Source organism: Actinophytocola sp. KF-1 (assembly GCF_054661535.1).
Map to the genome: position 1 here is coordinate 142,469 of NZ_BAAFVK010000015.1, position 15,463 is coordinate 157,931.

At 71.8% G+C, this 15,463-nt stretch carries 18 protein-coding genes and 1 tRNA gene; 14 read left to right on the forward strand and 5 right to left on the reverse strand.

Annotated features, from left to right (window positions below; translation table 11 throughout):
• Window positions 1-19: 19 nt before the first annotated feature.
• From ACYQ77_RS37210 to ACYQ77_RS37270, 13 genes are all read left to right on the forward strand, one after another.
• Complete coding sequence (locus tag ACYQ77_RS37210; protein ID WP_459720380.1) at window positions 20-670, forward strand: DUF4129 domain-containing protein; 651 nt, start codon at window positions 20-22, stop codon at window positions 668-670.
• The gene (locus ACYQ77_RS37215) at window positions 667-1,116 is read left to right on the forward strand and encodes a hypothetical protein (RefSeq protein WP_459720383.1); all 450 of its coding nucleotides are present in this window, start codon (window positions 667-669) and stop codon (window positions 1,114-1,116) included. The genes ACYQ77_RS37210 and ACYQ77_RS37215 overlap by 4 nt, the downstream gene beginning before the upstream one ends.
• A complete protein-coding gene (locus ACYQ77_RS37220; protein WP_459720386.1) occupies window positions 1,113-2,087 on the forward strand; it encodes an AAA family ATPase in 975 nt (324 codons plus the stop codon). The genes ACYQ77_RS37215 and ACYQ77_RS37220 overlap by 4 nt, the downstream gene beginning before the upstream one ends.
• Complete coding sequence (locus tag ACYQ77_RS37225) at window positions 2,084-3,457, forward strand: DUF58 domain-containing protein (RefSeq protein ID WP_459720389.1); 1,374 nt, start codon at window positions 2,084-2,086, stop codon at window positions 3,455-3,457. The genes ACYQ77_RS37220 and ACYQ77_RS37225 overlap by 4 nt, the downstream gene beginning before the upstream one ends.
• Window positions 3,454-3,966, forward strand: a complete 513-nt coding sequence (locus ACYQ77_RS37230; RefSeq protein ID WP_459720391.1) for a hypothetical protein — start codon at window positions 3,454-3,456, stop codon at window positions 3,964-3,966. Before ACYQ77_RS37225 ends, ACYQ77_RS37230 begins: the two co-directional genes overlap by 4 nt.
• A 78-nt stretch (window positions 3,967-4,044) precedes the next feature.
• The gene (locus ACYQ77_RS37235; RefSeq protein ID WP_459720393.1) at window positions 4,045-5,370 is read left to right on the forward strand and encodes an NAD(P)/FAD-dependent oxidoreductase; all 1,326 of its coding nucleotides are present in this window, start codon (window positions 4,045-4,047) and stop codon (window positions 5,368-5,370) included.
• Between the two features lie 144 nt (window positions 5,371-5,514).
• A tRNA-Leu gene (locus ACYQ77_RS37240) sits at window positions 5,515-5,588 on the forward strand.
• A gap of 240 nt (window positions 5,589-5,828) precedes the next feature.
• Window positions 5,829-6,155 (forward strand): ArsR/SmtB family transcription factor, encoded by a 327-nt coding sequence (locus tag ACYQ77_RS37245; RefSeq protein ID WP_459720396.1) that lies wholly within the window; start codon window positions 5,829-5,831, stop codon window positions 6,153-6,155.
• Window positions 6,152-6,589, forward strand: a complete 438-nt coding sequence (locus ACYQ77_RS37250; RefSeq protein ID WP_459720397.1) for an SRPBCC family protein — start codon at window positions 6,152-6,154, stop codon at window positions 6,587-6,589. Before ACYQ77_RS37245 ends, ACYQ77_RS37250 begins: the two co-directional genes overlap by 4 nt.
• The gene (locus ACYQ77_RS37255; RefSeq protein WP_459720400.1) at window positions 6,586-7,071 is read left to right on the forward strand and encodes a pyridoxamine 5'-phosphate oxidase family protein; all 486 of its coding nucleotides are present in this window, start codon (window positions 6,586-6,588) and stop codon (window positions 7,069-7,071) included. Before ACYQ77_RS37250 ends, ACYQ77_RS37255 begins: the two co-directional genes overlap by 4 nt.
• Window positions 7,068-7,721, forward strand: coding sequence for a DUF899 domain-containing protein (locus ACYQ77_RS37260; protein ID WP_459720629.1), 654 nt, complete (start codon window positions 7,068-7,070; stop codon window positions 7,719-7,721). Before ACYQ77_RS37255 ends, ACYQ77_RS37260 begins: the two co-directional genes overlap by 4 nt.
• Before the next feature lie 41 nt (window positions 7,722-7,762).
• Complete coding sequence (locus ACYQ77_RS37265; RefSeq protein ID WP_459720402.1) at window positions 7,763-8,575, forward strand: alpha/beta fold hydrolase; 813 nt, start codon at window positions 7,763-7,765, stop codon at window positions 8,573-8,575.
• Between the two features lie 25 nt (window positions 8,576-8,600).
• Window positions 8,601-9,020: a PPOX class F420-dependent oxidoreductase gene (locus tag ACYQ77_RS37270; RefSeq protein WP_459720405.1), complete on the forward strand. Its 420-nt coding sequence runs from the start codon at window positions 8,601-8,603 to the stop codon at window positions 9,018-9,020.
• 11 nt (window positions 9,021-9,031) lie between these two features.
• Here the strand turns inward: ACYQ77_RS37270 and ACYQ77_RS37275 are convergent, their stop codons facing one another.
• From ACYQ77_RS37275 to ACYQ77_RS37290, 4 genes are read right to left on the reverse strand one after another with little or no spacing between them, the layout of a single operon-like run.
• Complete coding sequence (locus ACYQ77_RS37275; protein WP_459720407.1) at window positions 9,032-9,889, reverse strand: hypothetical protein; 858 nt, start codon at window positions 9,887-9,889, stop codon at window positions 9,032-9,034.
• A gap of 53 nt (window positions 9,890-9,942) precedes the next feature.
• Window positions 9,943-10,296 (reverse strand): VOC family protein, encoded by a 354-nt coding sequence (locus tag ACYQ77_RS37280; protein ID WP_459720410.1) that lies wholly within the window; start codon window positions 10,294-10,296, stop codon window positions 9,943-9,945.
• The gene (locus ACYQ77_RS37285) at window positions 10,293-12,287 is read right to left on the reverse strand and encodes an SDR family oxidoreductase (RefSeq protein ID WP_459720413.1); all 1,995 of its coding nucleotides are present in this window, start codon (window positions 12,285-12,287) and stop codon (window positions 10,293-10,295) included. Before ACYQ77_RS37285 ends, ACYQ77_RS37280 begins: the two co-directional genes overlap by 4 nt.
• A 16-nt stretch (window positions 12,288-12,303) precedes the next feature.
• Window positions 12,304-13,416, reverse strand: a complete 1,113-nt coding sequence (locus tag ACYQ77_RS37290; RefSeq protein WP_459720415.1) for a polysaccharide deacetylase family protein — start codon at window positions 13,414-13,416, stop codon at window positions 12,304-12,306.
• Window positions 13,417-13,630: 214 nt separating this feature from the next.
• Here ACYQ77_RS37290 and ACYQ77_RS37295 point away from each other — a divergent pair, with 214 nt between their 5' ends.
• Window positions 13,631-14,431 (forward strand): Bax inhibitor-1/YccA family protein, encoded by an 801-nt coding sequence (locus ACYQ77_RS37295; RefSeq protein WP_459720418.1) that lies wholly within the window; start codon window positions 13,631-13,633, stop codon window positions 14,429-14,431.
• 3 nt (window positions 14,432-14,434) lie between these two features.
• Here the strand turns inward: ACYQ77_RS37295 and ACYQ77_RS37300 are convergent, their stop codons facing one another.
• Complete coding sequence (locus ACYQ77_RS37300) at window positions 14,435-15,412, reverse strand: ArsR/SmtB family transcription factor (protein ID WP_459720420.1); 978 nt, start codon at window positions 15,410-15,412, stop codon at window positions 14,435-14,437.
• Window positions 15,413-15,463 lie beyond the last annotated feature (51 nt).

Genomic DNA, 15,463 nt, shown 5'->3' on the forward strand with positions numbered 1-15,463 from the left:
TCCGGCATGCTTGTCCGCCATGGGGGGTAACCGGACGGCCCTGCTGTTCGCCGCCGCCGCGTCGTTGCTGCTCGTGGTGGTCGCGGCGCGGGGGAGTTCGCCCGTGCCCAGCGAGCTCAACGACATCCAGCTGGAGCGCGGGCTGCCCGGGGTGCTGCTCTCGCCGGGCAACGTCGGGGCGCACGGGACGCCCGCCGTCGACGTGGACCCCGACCTCGTGGCGAAGATCGTCGTCGGGTTGCTGGTCGTCATGTGCGTGCTGGCCGTGACCCTGTCGGTGCTGAGCTTCCTGCGCGGCCGCCGCCGGCTCGGGGTCGGGCAGGTGGTCGAGGCCGTCGAGGGCACCGTCGACACCGTGCCGCGGCTCCGCCTCAAGGACGCCGTCGAGCAGGCGCGGGACCTGCTCGCGCGGGACGGCGGGGCGCCGGGGGACGCGGTGATCGCGGCCTGGGTGACCCTCGAGAACGCCACCGAGCACACCCGCGAACCCCACCAGACGGCCACCGAGTTCACCGTCGCCCTGCTGGCGGACGAGCGCGCCGACGAGGCGGCGCTGCGCGAGCTGCGCACGCTCTACCAGCGCGCCCGCTTCAGCGCCACCGGCGTCGACGCGGGCAGCGCCGCCCGTGCCAGGGCCGCGCTCGAGCAGATCCTGGCCACCATCCGATGACGCTGCGCCGCGCACTGGTCTTCGCCGTCGTGGTGGCCGCCGCCGTCACCGCGGCCGCGATGTACGGGATGACCGTGCCGCTGGGCTGGGCGCTGCTGATGGCGCTGCCCGCCGCCGCGCTCACGTTCGCGGGCTGCCTGCTCGCGGGCACCTTCGACGCCGACTGGACCGCGGAACCCGACCCGCCGTCCGCCAGCGTCACCCTGCACGCCACGTTCCTCACCGAACGCCTGGAGCGGTCCGCGCTCGACCAGTACCGCTTCACCTCCCGGGTCCAGCCGCGCCTGCGCCGGGTCGCGCAGTCCGTGCTGGGCCCCGACCTGCACACCCCCGCGGCCAAGGAACGGCTGGGCGCCGACCTGCACCGGCTGCTCACCGCACCGGACGCCCAACTGCCACCGCCGAAGACGTTCGCCGCGCTGATGCGGCGCCTGGAGGACCTGTGACCACGCTGACCACCACCGACATCCGCGGCGAGGCCGACGCGGTGCTGAGCGCCGTCGGCACGGTCGTCGTCGGCCGGGACCGGACGTTGCGGCTCGCGCTCGCGGCCGTGCTCGCCGGCGGGCACGTGCTGTTCGAGGACGTCCCCGGCCTCGGCAAGACGCTGATGGCACGCAGCCTCGCCCAGGCGCTCGGCCTGGCGTTCAAGCGCATCCAGTGCACGCCCGACCTGCAGCCCGCGGACATCACCGGCTCGTTCGTGTACGACCCGGCCGAGCGCGAGTTCAGCTTCCGCGAGGGCCCGGTGTTCGCCGGCCTGCTGCTCGCCGACGAGATCAACCGCACGCCGCCGAAGACGCAGGCCGCGCTGCTGGAGGCCATGCAGGAGAAGCAGGTCACCGTCGAGGGCCGCACGTTCGGCCTGCCCCGCCCGTTCCACGTGCTCGCCACCGCCAACCCGGTCGAGTACGAGGGCACCTACCCGCTGCCGGAGGCGCAGCTCGACCGGTTCCTGCTGCGCCTGGACATCGGCTATCCGCCCGCCGAGGAGGAGGCCGAGGTGCTGCGGCGGCGCATCGCCCGGCAGCGCGAGGAGACGGTGCTGGCGCCGGTCATCGACGCGGCCCGGCTCGCCGACCTGCAGGCCGCGCTCGAACGGGTCGACGTCGACGACGACGTGCTCCGCTACTGCGTCGACCTCGCGGGTGCCACCCGCACGCACCGGGCGGTCGAGGTCGGCGCCTCACCACGCGGCTCGCAGGCGTTGCTGCTGGTGGGCAGGGCCCTCGCGGTGCTGGACGGCCGCGAGTACGTGCTGCCGGAGGACGTGAAGGAGTGCGCGGTCGCCGCGCTCGCGCACCGGCTGACGCTGCGGCCGGAGACCTGGAGCAGCGGGGTCACCACCACGCAGGTCGTGACCGAGCTCCTCGGTCAGGTCCCCGGCCCGGCCACCACGCGGCCGGAACCGGCGTGACCACCGGGGCGCCCCCTCGGCCCCGCGAGCCCAAGGCCGTCGCGTGGCTCAAGGCCCGGCGCGCCGCGCGGAACGAGGGGTGGCGGCGCACCGACGCGCTGGTCCGCGCGCTCGTGTGCGGGGTCGGCCTGATGCTCGCCGGGCTCGTCATGCACCGGGTCGAGCTGGCGCTGATCGGGCTGCCGCTGGTGATCAGCCTGCTGCTCACGCGTACCCCGTCCGGCGACCCGTCGGTCGTCTCGACGGCCAGCGCCGACACGGTCGACGCGGGCGGCGACGCGGTGGTCGCCGTGACCGTCCGGCCCGGCAACGACGCCGTGCTGATGGCGTTGCGCATGCCGCTGCCCGCCACCCCGGGCGTCGGCCCGGTGCACCTGCTGCCCGCCAGCGACGGCGAGGTGCGCACGAAGGTCGAGTGGAACGCCTGGGGCCACGGCATCTACCTGCGGCCCGACCACCTGTTCGCGAGCCACGACGGCCTGCACGTGTACGGCCCGGTCGTCGGCGTCGCCGCGCAGCACACGGTCCTGCCACCCATCGAACCGCTGACGCCGGGCCCGCTGCCGCCGCGCGCGGCCGGGCTGGTCGGCGCGCACCGGGCACGCAGGCCCGGCGACGGCATGGAGCTGCGGGACATCCGCCCGTTCCAGTCCGGTGACCGGCTGCGGCGCGTGGACTGGCGGGTGTCGCTGCGGGCGTCGGCCGCGGCGGGCGGCACGCTCGTGCCCGGCACGCTGCACGTCCGCGAACGGCACGCGGAGGCCGACGCCGACCTGGTGCTGGCGCTGGACACGCGCCTCGACGTGGGCCGCGACGTCGGCGACTGGAACGCCGAACCGGTCGGCATGGACGTCCGCAAGGGCGGCAGCCTCGACCTCGGCGTGCGGGCGGCCAGTTCGATCGCGGCGGCGCACCTGCGGCACGGCGACCGCGTCGGGCTCGTCGACCTCGGCCACCCGCGCGGCGGCGTGCCCGCCGGGTCCGGGCACCGGCAGCTGCAGCGGATCCGCCACCAGCTCGTGCACGCCGCCCGCCGCGTCGCGGGCAGCGGCGACCCGGTGCTCAACCACACGCAGGTGCCGCCGGGCGCGACGGTCGTGGTGCTGTCGCCGTTCCTCGACGATCTGCTGGTGGACCTGACCGTCCGGCTCGCCCGCCGCGACCGGCTGGTGCTCGCCGTCGACCTGCTGCCCGCCGAACTGGCGGCGGACCGCACGACGCCGTGGGGCACGAGTGTGGTGTCGATCCTGCGTGCCGAGCACCGGATGCGGCTGCGTGCCCTGGAGGAGCACGGGGTCGTGGTGGTCCCGTGGGACGGCGGCGGGCAGCTCGCGGCGATCCTGCGGCGGCTCAGGGGGCGGCGGCGGTGAAGGCGGACGCACTCGTCGTCGGCAGGGGCGTCCCCGCCTGGCTGCTGCGCGTGGTGATCCTGGTGGTCGGTGCGGCGATCGTGCTGCTTCCGCTGTCCGAGGGCACCACGACCGGCACGTTCTTCGTGCTGGCGCCCGCCGTGCTGGCGTCGGCCTACGCGCCGGCGTCGCCGGCACCGGCGGCCGTGGTCGTGGTGGCCGCGGTGCTGCTCGCACTCGCGGGCGGCGACCCGCTGCGTGCCGAGGTGCTGATCACGGTGCCGCTGGTGCACCTGTTCCACGTGGCGTGCGGGATCGCGGGCGTGGTGCCCGCGTCCGGCCGCGTGCACCCCGCCGCGCTGCGGTCGACGGGGCTGCGGTTCGTGGTGATCCAGGCCGTGACGGCGGTGGTGGCCGTCGTGCTCGCGCTGCTGCCGGACGGCCGGACCCAGCCGGTGGTGGAGGTGCTCGCGCTGGCCGGGCTGGCCGGGGTCGCGCTGCTCGTCGTGTGGTTCCAGCGGGTGACGTAGGTGTGCGGGGCACCACAGCGAGGACTGTCACAGGTGGCCCGCCGGGCTTTTCGCGGACCAGGATGACACCATGGAGATATGGCGCGAGGACTTTCGCAACCGAAGCGGATCGTGATATTGGGCGGCGGGTACGTCGGCCTGTACACGGCTCTGGGTCTCCAGCGGAAGCTCAAGGGCAACGAGGCGTCCGTGACGGTCATCGACCCGCAGCCGCACATGACGTACCAGCCGTTCCTGCCCGAGGCCGCCGCCGGTGCGATCGAGCCGCGCCACGTGGTCGTGCCGCTGCGCAAGACGCTCAAGCGCTGCCACGTGCTCACCGCGCGGGTCACGAAGATCTCGCACGCGGACAAGTGCGTGGAGATCGAGGCGCCGGACGGGCACCACGAGCAGGTCGAGTACGACGTGCTCGTGGTCGCGCTCGGGTCGGTCGCGCGCCTGATGCCGATCCCCGGCCTCGCGGAGCAGGGCATCGCGTTCAAGACCATCGGCGAGGCGATCTTCCTGCGCAACCACGTCATGTCCAAGCTGGACGCGGCGGCGAGCACAGTGGACCAGGAGCTGCGCCGCAAGCTGCTGACGTTCACGTTCGTCGGCGGCGGGTTCGCGGGCATCGAGGCGCTGGCCGAGCTCGAGGACATGGCCCGGTTCGCGACCAGGTACTACGAGAACATCGAGCCGTCGGACCTGCGGTGGGTGCTCGTCGAGGCGGCGGGCCGGATCCTGCCCGAGGTCCGCGAGAGCCTCGGCGTCTACACGGTGCTGCAGCTGGAGAAGCGCGGCATCGAGGTCTACCTGTCCACGCTGGCGAAGTCGTTCGAGAACGGGCACGTGGTGCTCTCCGACGGCACCGAGTTCGACAGTGACACGATCGTGTGGACCGCGGGCGTGAAGGCCAACCCCGTGCTGGCCACTTCGGACCTCCCGCTCGACGAGCGGGGCCGGCTCAAGGCGACGCCGACGCTGCAGGTCGAGGGCCTGCCGGACGTGTGGACCGCGGGCGACAACGCGGCCGTGCCGGACCTGTCGCGCGCCGACGAGGACCCGACCGCGCTGTGCGCCCCGAACGCGCAGCACGCGGTCCGCCAGGCGAACCGGATGGCGAAGAACATCGTGGCCGTGTTGCGTGACAAGCAGCCGGTCGATTACTTCCACAAGAATGTGGGCTCGGTGGCGAGCCTCGGCCTGCACAAGGGCGTCGCGGACGTCTACAACGTGAAGGCCAAGGGCTTCATCGCGTGGGGCATGCACCGCGGCTATCACGTCGCGCGGGTCCCCACGTTCAACCGGAAATTCCGCGTGGTAGCCGACTGGTTACTGAGTGGACTGTTACGCCGCGAGGTCATCTCGATGGGCCAGATCAACAATCCGCGGGCCGAGTTCGATCGCGTGTCACGGAGCTGATCAGCGCGATTTCGGTGGACACCGCCAGGTAGCCTTACCCCGGCCGGCCGGGGTAGCGCCAACTGGCGTATCCCGGATTGGGCCAGCGGAAGGATTTTCCGAAAACCCCTCCGTAGCCGTGTGATCACGTCCTAGGCTGCGGCTGCCCCCGTAGCCCAACTGGCAGAGGCAGCCCCCTTAAAAGGGGTGGAGTGCCGGTTCGAATCCGGTCGGGGGCACAGCGTTTCTCACCTTTCTCGCCCGTTTCTCGCGACTCCCTGCAATTGCGCTGATACGCAGTGTGCTCACATTTCGCGCGCTTTTTGTGGGAACGTTTGCATCTTTGCAGGTGAGGCCGTGTGTGGACACGGTGGACACATGGACGATCGCGTTCCGCGACCAGGAAAGCGCTAACCCCGGGACTTGACGGCGGAGGTATGTTCAACCTGTTGGTTAATTAACCAGAAGGTTGAACAGAAGTGGACCAGTTGAGCAGTACGTTCGCCGCCCTGGCGGACCCCACCCGGCGGGCCATCCTCGCGCGGCTCGCGGACGGCGAGGCGACGGTCACCGAGCTGGCCGAGCCGTTCGCGATCAGCCTGCCCGCGGTCTCGAAGCACCTGAAGGTCCTCGAGCACGCGGGGCTGATCTCGCGCACCCGCACCGCGCAGTGGCGGCCGTGCCGGCTCGAGGCCGGTCCGCTGAAGGAGGCGACCGGCTGGCTGGCCGAGTACCGCCGGTTCTGGGAGGACAGCTTCGACCGGCTGGACGACCACCTCCGTGGACTGCAGGGGAAGGACCGATGACCGACCTGACGATCACCCGGCTGTTCGACGCGCCGCGCGAGCTCGTGTTCGCGGCGTGGACGAACCCGGACCACCTCGCGCGGTGGTGGGGCCCGGCGGGCTTCCACGCCTCGTCCTGCACGGTCCGCCTCGAGGAGGGCGGCCGGTGGCGGACCTGCATCACCGACGGCACGGCCGAGCACTGGGCCAGCGGCGTCTACCAGGAGATCGTGCCGCCGGAGCGGCTGGTGTTCAGCTTCTCGTGGGAGGAGCCGGCGGGCACGCGCGAGCACGACACGCTCGTCACCGTCACGTTCTCCGACCGCGACGGCAAGACCGAGATGACCTTCCACCAGGCGATCTTCCGCACGGTCGCCGAACGCGACAGCCACGTGGGCGGCTGGCAGGAGTGCTTCACCGACCTCGCGGCACACCTCAAGGAGAGCACCGCATGACGACCACACTGGAGCAGGGCGACCTCCGCCTGCTCGACACCGACATCGCCCGGCGCAGGCTCGCCGCGGCCGGCCCGCTGCGCCTGGCGTACGTGGCGCTCGACAGCACCCCGCGCGTCGTCCCCGTGCAGTTCCACTGGACCGGCGAGGAGATCGTGATGGGCGGGTTCGCGCCGTCCGCCCGCGGCCGCGCACTGCGTGCCCGCCCCAGGGTGGCGCTCACGCTGGACACCGACGAGCAACCACCCGAGGTGCTGCTCCTGCGCGGCGACGCCGTGGTCACCGAGGTGCGCGGCGTGGTCCCGGAGTACGAGACGTACATGCGCGCGGGCATGCCCGAGGCCGCGGCGGACGCGTACTTCGCCGAGCTGCGGTCGCGGGACGTGGTCATGGAGCGCGTCGCGGTCCGCCCGGACTGGGCCGCGGTCGTGGACTTCCAGACGCGGTTCCCGGCCGCCATGCCCGAGTGGCTGCGGTCGTGAGCGCCGCGCTGCCCCAGGTCGTGACGCCCGAGGAGTGGGCGGCGGCGCGGGAGGACCTGCTGGTGCGGGAGAAGGCCGCGCTCCGCGAGCTGGACAAGGTGAACGCCGCGCGCCGCCGCCTGCCGATGGTCCGGTGGGACACCTCGTACGTGTTCCGCTCCGCCGACGGCGAGGCGAGCCTGCCCGACCTGTTCGCCGGCCGCCGCCAGCTGATCACGTACCACTACATGATGTTCCCCGGCGACCCGCACCGCTGTTCCGGCTGCGCGTTCCTGGTGGACAACATGCCGGTGCACCACGAGGCGCTGAACGACCGCGACGTGACGCTCGTGGTCACCGCGCCCGCGCCGCTCGCGGAGAGCGAGCCGTTCCGGGACCGGATGGGCTGGACCGTGCCCTGGTACTCGACGTACGGCTCGACCTTCACGGCGGACTGCGGCGCGGGCCGCGGGTTCGGGGTGAGCGTGTTCCTGCGCGACGGGGACGACGTGTACCGGACCTACTACACCACCGGGCGCGGCGGGGACCTGCTGGTCGGCACCCTGCGCTACCTGGACCTGACCCCGTTCGGCAGGCAGGAGGCGTGGGAGGAGTCCGGCCGCGGGACCGACGCCCCGGGAAGTTGGTGGCGACTCCACGACGAGTACTGAGTTACTGTTAATCGCGGTAACACTCAACGTGGAGGTGGCGCATGGCCCGGCAACCGATCGAGGTGGCGTTCGAGCGGCGCGGCAAGGGCGACCCGCTGGTGCTGCTCCACGGCATCGGGCACCGCTGGCAGGCGTGGGAGCCGGTGATCGACACCCTGGCCGAGCGGCACGACGTGATCGCGGTCGACCTGCCCGGGTTCGGCAGGTCGCCGCTGCTGCCGGAGGGCCGCGGGTACGACATGCCCAGCGCGGTGCAGGCGTGCGCCGACATCTTCGAGGACATGGGGCTCGGCCGCCCGCACGTGGCAGGCAACTCGCTCGGCGCCGTGATCAGCATCGAGCTGGCCTCCCGCGGCCTGGTGTCGTCGGCGACGGCGCTCGCCCCGGCCGGGTTCTGGACGGCCCGCGACCGGGCGTGGGCGCTGCGGGTGCTGACGATGATCAGGCGGAGCGGACGGACGCCGTCGTGGCTGCTGACGCCGCTGATCCGCAACCGCCTGTTCCGGATGGCGGCGGGCTGCGTGCTCTACGGCCACCCGTCGCGGATGACCGCCGAGATCATGCTGGCCGACCTCGCGTCGATGGTGGGCGCGGCGGCCTTCGACCTGGTGGCGGCGGCCGGCCGGGACTACACGTACAACTCGCCCGCGCCGACCGTGCCGCTGACCGTGGCATGGGGGACCCGCGACCGCATCCTGTGGCCCCGGCAAGCACGCCGGGCGGCGTCCCTCCTGCCGCGGGCACGGCACGTGTGGCTGCACGGCGCCGGTCATGTCCCGATGATCGACGCGCCGGAGCAGGTCGCGGCGCTCATTCTCGAGACGTGCGCGTCGGTCGCCGCCCGTGCCGCTTGATCTCAGGTGCGGTGGAGGTTGCACGATGGGGGACATGGATGATCGACTGCGTGCGCTGCTGGCGGAGCGGAACCAGGGCGTACTGACCACGCTGAAGCGCGACGGCCGTCCGCAGCTGTCGAACGTGAGCTACACGTTCGCGGACGGCGTCGTGCGGATGTCGGTGACCGCGGGCCGGGCCAAGACCAGGAACCTGTCGCGTGATCCGCGGGCCAGTTTCTACGTGTGCGCGCCGGACTTCCGGTCGTACGCCGTGGCGGAGGGGACCGCGCAGCTGACCCCGGTCGCGACGGCGGTGGACGACGCCACGGTGGACGAGCTGGTGGCCGTGTACCGCGCCATCGCGGGGGAGCACCCCGACTGGGACGAGTACCGGACCGCGATGGTCGCCGACCAGCGGTTGGTGGTGCGGATCCCGGTCGACCGGGTGTACGGGATGGCGTGAGCCGGGGCTCGTCAGCGCTTCGCGGGCAACCGTTGCGGTGGGACGGCGCGCTTGTCCTTCTCCGGCTCCGGTGGGAGGTCGGCCTCCGCCTCGCCGTCGACCGGTTCCATCAGGGACGTGCTCAGGTCCAGCAGCTCCTTGGTCTCCCGGAGCCTGCCGCTCAGCTGCTCGCGGACCGACGTCAGCTTCTTGACCTGCACGGTCACCGCGTCGACCCGGCGGCGGGCCTCCTCGTCGGCCGCGGCGAGCCTGGCCGTCACCTCGCGGTCGGTGTCCGTCTTCGCCTTCTCCAGCTCGCGGCGCAGCGCCTCGCGCTTGGCGGTCATCGACTCCGAGAACTCGCGGTCGATGCGGATCCGGTCGCGTTCCGCCGACTTGTCGATGGCCTCCTGGCGGCGTTCCGCGTCGGTGGTCATCTTCTCCGTCTGCGCCCTGGCCGACGCGAGCATCGTCTTGTGCGTGCGGTTCAGCTCCGCGTGCTGTTCCTCCAGCGCGCGCAGCATCTGGCGGTAGTGGTCGCGGACCTCCGCCGACGCCTTCTCGGCCGCCGCCCACGTCTCCTCCGCCGCCGCCTTCGCGCGTGCCTTGACCTCCGCTGCCTGCGACTTCGCGACCGCGAGCATGCGGGCGGCGCTCTCCTCGTCGGCCTGGCTGTCGAGGCGTTCGGTCAGCGCCGCGATCTCCCGGCGCGCGATCTCCAGCTCGCCGCGCAGCTCCGCGACCTGCGCCGTCGCCTCGTCGCGTTCCGACGCGATGCGCTCGACCGCGGCGTTCAGCTCGGCCACGCGCTGTCTGACCTCGCCGCGGTCGAAACCGTGGCGCACCACGGTGAAGCCATCCTCTGGGGCGTGGTCATCGACGGCTGCCATGGTGGAACCGTACTCGGGTGACCGCATACCGCAACAGTTCTCCGCCGATATGTCTACTGTGGACGGATGGCCACCGGGTGTTTCGGCTCGTACAGGTCCAGGGTGCCCGCCCCGGGAACACGCAGTGTGGCGAGCAGTCCCCACCCCCGGTCGGTGACCGGACCGGTGAACTCGACACCCTTCCGGGTCAGTTCGGCGACCGTCGCCTCGATGTCGTCACACATCAGGTAGAGCTCGTGCGTCCCCGCGGCATCGGCCGGGTGAACGGCCAGTTCCGCGGGCGGGGCGCGGAAGATGAGCCAGCCGTCGCCCGCGTCGACGTTCGGCAGTGCGAGCACGTCGCGGAAGAACGCGCGCGCCCGCTCCGCGTCGTCGGCGTAGACGATCGTGTGCAGTCCGGTGATCACCAGTGGAACCCCCTCGTCAGGCGCGCCAGCGCCATGGCGGCGGCGCCGAGGTGGCGGTCGCCCTTGCCGATCTTCATGCGGCCCGACCCGCCCGCCGCCGCCGAGTCCGGGAAGATCCGGTAGCCCTGGTAGGCGATCGCGTCGACGAGGCCCGGCGCCACCGTGTACGCGGCAGAGATCATCCGGCCGGTCGGCGTCCCGATGTGCTTGGGGCGCTTGAGCAGCGCGTCCATCACCATGTCCGCCGCCTGCTCCGGCGACTTCGTCGGGAACGCGTCGTAGATCTTGGTCGGGCGGATCATCGGCGTCCTGACCAGGGGCATGTGCACCGTGGTGAACGTGATCCCGGCGCCGTGGGTCTCCGTGGCGACGATCTTGGAGAAGTAGTCCAGCGCCGCCTTCGACGCCACGTACGCGGAGAACCGCGGCGCGATGCCCTGCACGCCGATGGACGACACGTTCACGATGTGGCCGAACCGGCGCTCGATCATGTGCGGCAGCAACGCGAGGATCAGCCGGACCGCGCCGAAGTAGTTGATGGCCATCGCGCGCTCGTAGTCGTGCATCCGGTCGTAGGACAGCTGCACGGACCGCCGGATCGACCGGCCCGCGTTGTTCACCAGCATGTCGATGCCCGGCTGCTCCACCAGCATCCGCGCGACCGTCTTCGCCACCGAGTCGTCGTCGGTGAGGTCGCACGGGTACACGAACGCCTGCCCGCCCGCCGCGGCGATCTCCGCGCGGACCTCCTCCAGCTCGGTCTGCCGCCGCGCCACCAGCAGCGGCACGCCACCGGCCGCCGCCACCTTCAGCGCGGTCGCCCGCCCGATGCCCGACGACGCGCCGGTGATCACCACGCGCCTGCCGTCCAGCTCGCCGCGCTGCCCGTGCCTGCGCGCGCGGAACGGGTCGAGGTGCTCGCGCCAGTACCGCCACAGCACGTCCGCGTACTCCTCGAGCGGCGGCACGTCGACGTCCGTGCCCGCGAGCGCGAGGCGGGTCTCGGTCGAGTCGAAGACCGGCTGGAACGTCAGCGTCGTCAGCAGCACCGGCGGGATGCCCAGCCGGTCGAGCACGGCGTCCCGCGCGATCGTCACGCCTGGCACGTGCTCGGCCAGCTTGACCAGCCCGACCAGTGGTTTCGCGATCCCGGAGCCCAGTTCGACGGTCGAGACCGGTGCGCCCGCGGCCTTCGCGAACGCGTCGTAGACGCTGCGTGCCGACTGCGGCGACGGGTTGACCAGGTGGAACGCGCGCCCGTCCATGCCCGGCGCGGTCACCAGGTGCGCCATGGCCTTCGCGACGTAGTCGACCGGCACGATGTTGGTGTCGCCGATGTCCGGGAACACGACCGGCACGGTCGGCAGCGCGGACAGCCGCTGCAGCGCGGGGAAGAAGTAGTACGGTCCGTCGATCTTGTCCATCTCGCCGGTGACCGAGTTGCCGACCACGATCGCGGGCCGGTACACCCGCCACGGCACGTCGGTCTGGGTGCGGACCAGGCGCTCGGACTCGAACTTCGTCCGGTGGTAGGGGGTGACGAGCCGCTGGCCCGCGTCGAACATCTCCTCGGTGAACCGGCCGCGGTAGTCGCCGGCGACCGCCACCGACGACACGTGGTGCAGGCAGCCGACGGACAGCGCGGCCGCCAGGTCGAGCACGTGCTTGGTGCCGTCGACGTTCGCGGCGATGCTCGCGTCGTCGTCGGCAGCGATGTCGTACAGCGCGGCGAGGTGCACGAGGTGGTCGATGGTCCCGGTCAGCTCGGCGACCTGCTCGTCGCCGATGCCGAGGCGCTCGGCGCGCACGTCGCCGATCAGGTTGCGGACCTTCTCCGCGGCCGGCCAGTCCAGCGCCACCTCGGCGAGCTTGTCCTGCGAGCGTTCGCGGACCAGCACCCACACCCGTTCGGTGTCGGGCCTGGCGAGGATCTCCGCGACGAAGTGCCGTCCGATCAGCCCGGTCGCGCCGGTCACCAGGTAGGTCGCCATCGAGAAGCTCCTTCCGCTAGGACACCTGAGCGTGCGGCTTCGCCCGGTAGGTGTCCAGGGTCTTCGGGTCCTGCAGGGCCATCCACTCGATGACCTCGGTGTAGGTCGCGCACACCGTCTGCGGGCGCACGCACACCTCGTTCATGAACTGTTCCGTCGCCCGGCTGAACGCGCCACCCGACCAGTCGTTGAAGTGGTTCCCGACGGTCAGCGGCGCGCGGTTGGTGTTGAACGCGGCCTGGTAGGCGGCCCGGTACGTGTCCAGGGTGACCGCCGTGAACTCCGCGTCGCGCGCGGGCTCCTCCTTCGCGCCGTTCAGCGAGTACCAGAGGTTGTAGTCCATCATGATCACCTTCTTGCCGGACAGCGCGGGCACCCGGACCACCGGCACCCAGAACTCCCACACGCCGTTCCGCAGCTCCGGCCAGGCCACGCCCTCCGTGGTGATGCTGGTGTCGTAGGTCATGCCGTGCTCGGCCATGGCGGGGAAGAACGCGTCCGGGTCGCCCTCCAGGCACGGCACGCGGCCGCCCTTGACGGCGTCGTCCGGCAGCGCGAGCCCCCTGCTGGTGGCGCCGCGCACGATGGCGAAGAACTGGTCCAGCTCGCTCGTCCAGTCGGCCCGCGACCAGCGGGCGCCGCTCGGCTCGTTGCCCGCGCAGAAGTGCCCGTTGTAGTGCGTGCCGATCTCGTGGCCCTGCTGGTACGCGGTGTTCAGGTCGTCGATCCTGGTGGCCACCTCGGCGTCGGTCCCGCCGAAGCTGATCGACGCGCGGCCCGCGCCGTGCCCGGGACCGGTGTACTCGCCGCGCAGGTGGTCTGGCAGCAGGTAGATGCCGGACAGGAAGCCGGTGACGTGCGCGTTCACCTTCCGGGCGAGGGGGAGGATGCGCCGCCAGTGCGCGTGCGAGCCTGCGCCGTCGAAGGAGAACAGGACGAACTGCGGTGGTTTCTCGCCGGGCGCTAGCTTGCGCATCCAGTCCGGCGGCGGTGGCTTGCCCTGCGCGACGGGCGTCCCGCCCGCGGTGGCCGGCCGGTCCGGGCCGCCTACGGTGCCGAGCACCAGCAGGACCAGGAACGTCAGCGCGAGCGCGATCCCGGTGACGATCGGCCCCCAGCGCCGGCTCATGGCGTCCTCCCGTGATCCTCGGTAAGGCTAACGGAGAGTAGTCCCACTGGTGGGGGACCCTGGGCCGGGTGAGTCGGTGATGTTTAGTGTTCCCCCAGGGTTGGGCATAACGATCAGGGCAAAACGGGTAAAGTCACTTTTACTCGCCGGGAACGGACCGGCATGGTTGTGCGTTGAACCCGGTGCAGGAGCCATACAGGCCCAGGAGGAACAGGTGCGTTCTACCAGTAATCCCGCGTTCCGGAACTTGCCTCAGGGCGGGTTCGGCGGCGGCTACGCGGGCTTCCAGACCCAGCCGCAGGCGAACATGCCGGGATACGGCGGCTACCAGGCGCCGCCGACCACGGGTGAGCGCCCGATGACGGTCGACGACGTGGTCACCAAGACCGCGTTGACGCTCGGCGTCGCACTCGTCACCGGCATCATCACCGCCGTCGCGGTGCTGAGCGGCGCCATCAGCCCGTTCCCGCCGATGATCATCGGCCTGATCGTCGGCCTCGTGCTGTCGCTGATCATCATCTTCAAGCAGACGGCCAACCCGGGCATGGTGCTCGGCTACTCGGCCGCGGAAGGTGTGTTCCTCGGCGCCATCACCGGCGTGTTCGAGGCGTTCGTGCCGGGCATCGCGTTCCAGGCCATCCTCGGCACCGCGCTGGTGTTCATCGTGATGCTCGTCGTCTACAAGACGGGCGCGGTCCGGGTCACGCCGAAGCTCACCAAGTGGATCATCGGCGCCACGGTCGCGGCCGCGGGCCTGATGCTGATCAACCTGATCACGTCGCTGTTCGGCCTGAACATGCTGCGTGACGGTGGCACCCTGGCGATCGTCTTCTCGATCATCGTGATCGGCATCGCGGCGTTCAACTTCCTGCTGGACTTCGACATGGCCGACCAGATGATCCGCACGGGCATGCCCGCCAGGTTCGCGTGGCTGGCCGCGTTCGGCCTGATGACCACGCTGGTCTGGCTGTACCTGGAGATCCTGCGCCTGCTGTACTACTTGAACTCCGACTGAGGCTCATTCCGGGAAGGGGCGTTCTGCCGTGCGGGCGGGGCGCCCCTTCTGCTGTCCGCCGACCAAGTGCTCGGCCACCTCGGTGCGTGAGTAGAGGACGAACCGCCCGGCCCGGTGGGCCGCCACCAGCCCGGCCGCCCTCAGCGCGGTCAGGTGCTGGCTGACCCCACCCGGGGTGAGCCCGGTCCGCGCGGCGAGGTCGGTGGTGGACGCCGGGTTGTCCAGCTCGGCGAGCAGCCGGGCGCGGCTGGCCCCGAACACCCCGGCGAGCGCCGCCGACGGCGCCGTGCGCCGCTCGGTCCAGAGGTCCCCGATCCCGCGCGGCGGGTACCGCAACGTCGGCTGCCACCCCGGCGCGGTGATCGAGAAGACGCGCGGCCACGCGAACGCAGACGGCACCAGCAGCAGGCCCTTGCCCCGCAGTCCGCGCCGCGCCGACACCTGGCGGTGCGCGATGAACAGGCGCTCCTCCCGCCACGTCACGGCCGGGTTCAGGTCGGCGAACAACGCGGACGCGCCGCCGGTGGTCAGGCGCCGGGCCCGGTACTGGACGTCGGCTTCGAGCAGCGCCCGGATCCGCGGCCAGAACGGCGCGAGCACCCGCTCCCAGTACTCCTCGACGACGTCGGCCACCTCCGCGGCGCCGGGCACGGTCGTGATCTCGGGGATCGCGGCCAGCTCCCGCGCCACCTGCTCGGCCGGTGTCGCGCGCACGGTGGCCAGCTCGTCCGCCAGCTCCGGCAGGGGAGCGGTCGGCGGCGGGCAGAGGAACCCGGGGATCACCCGCAGGGGCACCAGGTCGTGGAGCACGTGCCAGTCGAACCCCGTGAGCCGGTCGCGTGCCTGGGCCACCCACCGGGCGTGGACGTCGTGCCCGGCGCCGCTCTTCAGCAGCCACACCGACGCGACGACCTCCCACAGCGGCGAGAACGCGAACCGCGTGTAGGCCACGTCGGCGGCGGTGAACGACAGCTCCAGCATTCAGCCCAGACTAAATCAATCGGCGGCGGACCGGGGCCCGACCAGGCTCTT

Bases quoted from the DNA above. Each gene is read 5' to 3' on its own strand.
- ACYQ77_RS37210 (WP_459720380.1), top strand. From the start codon at position 20: ATGGGGGGTAACCGGACGGCCCTGCTGTTCGCCGCCGCCGCGTCGTTG.
- ACYQ77_RS37215 (WP_459720383.1), top strand. From the start codon at position 667: ATGACGCTGCGCCGCGCACTGGTCTTCGCCGTCGTGGTGGCCGCCGCC.
- ACYQ77_RS37235 (WP_459720393.1), top strand. From the start codon at position 4,045: ATGGCGCGAGGACTTTCGCAACCGAAGCGGATCGTGATATTGGGCGGC.
- ACYQ77_RS37250 (WP_459720397.1), top strand. From the start codon at position 6,152: ATGACCGACCTGACGATCACCCGGCTGTTCGACGCGCCGCGCGAGCTC.
- ACYQ77_RS37255 (WP_459720400.1), top strand. From the start codon at position 6,586: ATGACGACCACACTGGAGCAGGGCGACCTCCGCCTGCTCGACACCGAC.
- ACYQ77_RS37265 (WP_459720402.1), top strand. From the start codon at position 7,763: ATGGCCCGGCAACCGATCGAGGTGGCGTTCGAGCGGCGCGGCAAGGGC.
- ACYQ77_RS37270 (WP_459720405.1), top strand. From the start codon at position 8,601: ATGGGGGACATGGATGATCGACTGCGTGCGCTGCTGGCGGAGCGGAAC.
- ACYQ77_RS37275 (WP_459720407.1), bottom strand. From the start codon at position 9,889: ATGGCAGCCGTCGATGACCACGCCCCAGAGGATGGCTTCACCGTGGTG.
- ACYQ77_RS37285 (WP_459720413.1), bottom strand. From the start codon at position 12,287: ATGGCGACCTACCTGGTGACCGGCGCGACCGGGCTGATCGGACGGCAC.
- ACYQ77_RS37290 (WP_459720415.1), bottom strand. From the start codon at position 13,416: ATGAGCCGGCGCTGGGGGCCGATCGTCACCGGGATCGCGCTCGCGCTG.
- ACYQ77_RS37300 (WP_459720420.1), bottom strand. From the start codon at position 15,412: ATGCTGGAGCTGTCGTTCACCGCCGCCGACGTGGCCTACACGCGGTTC.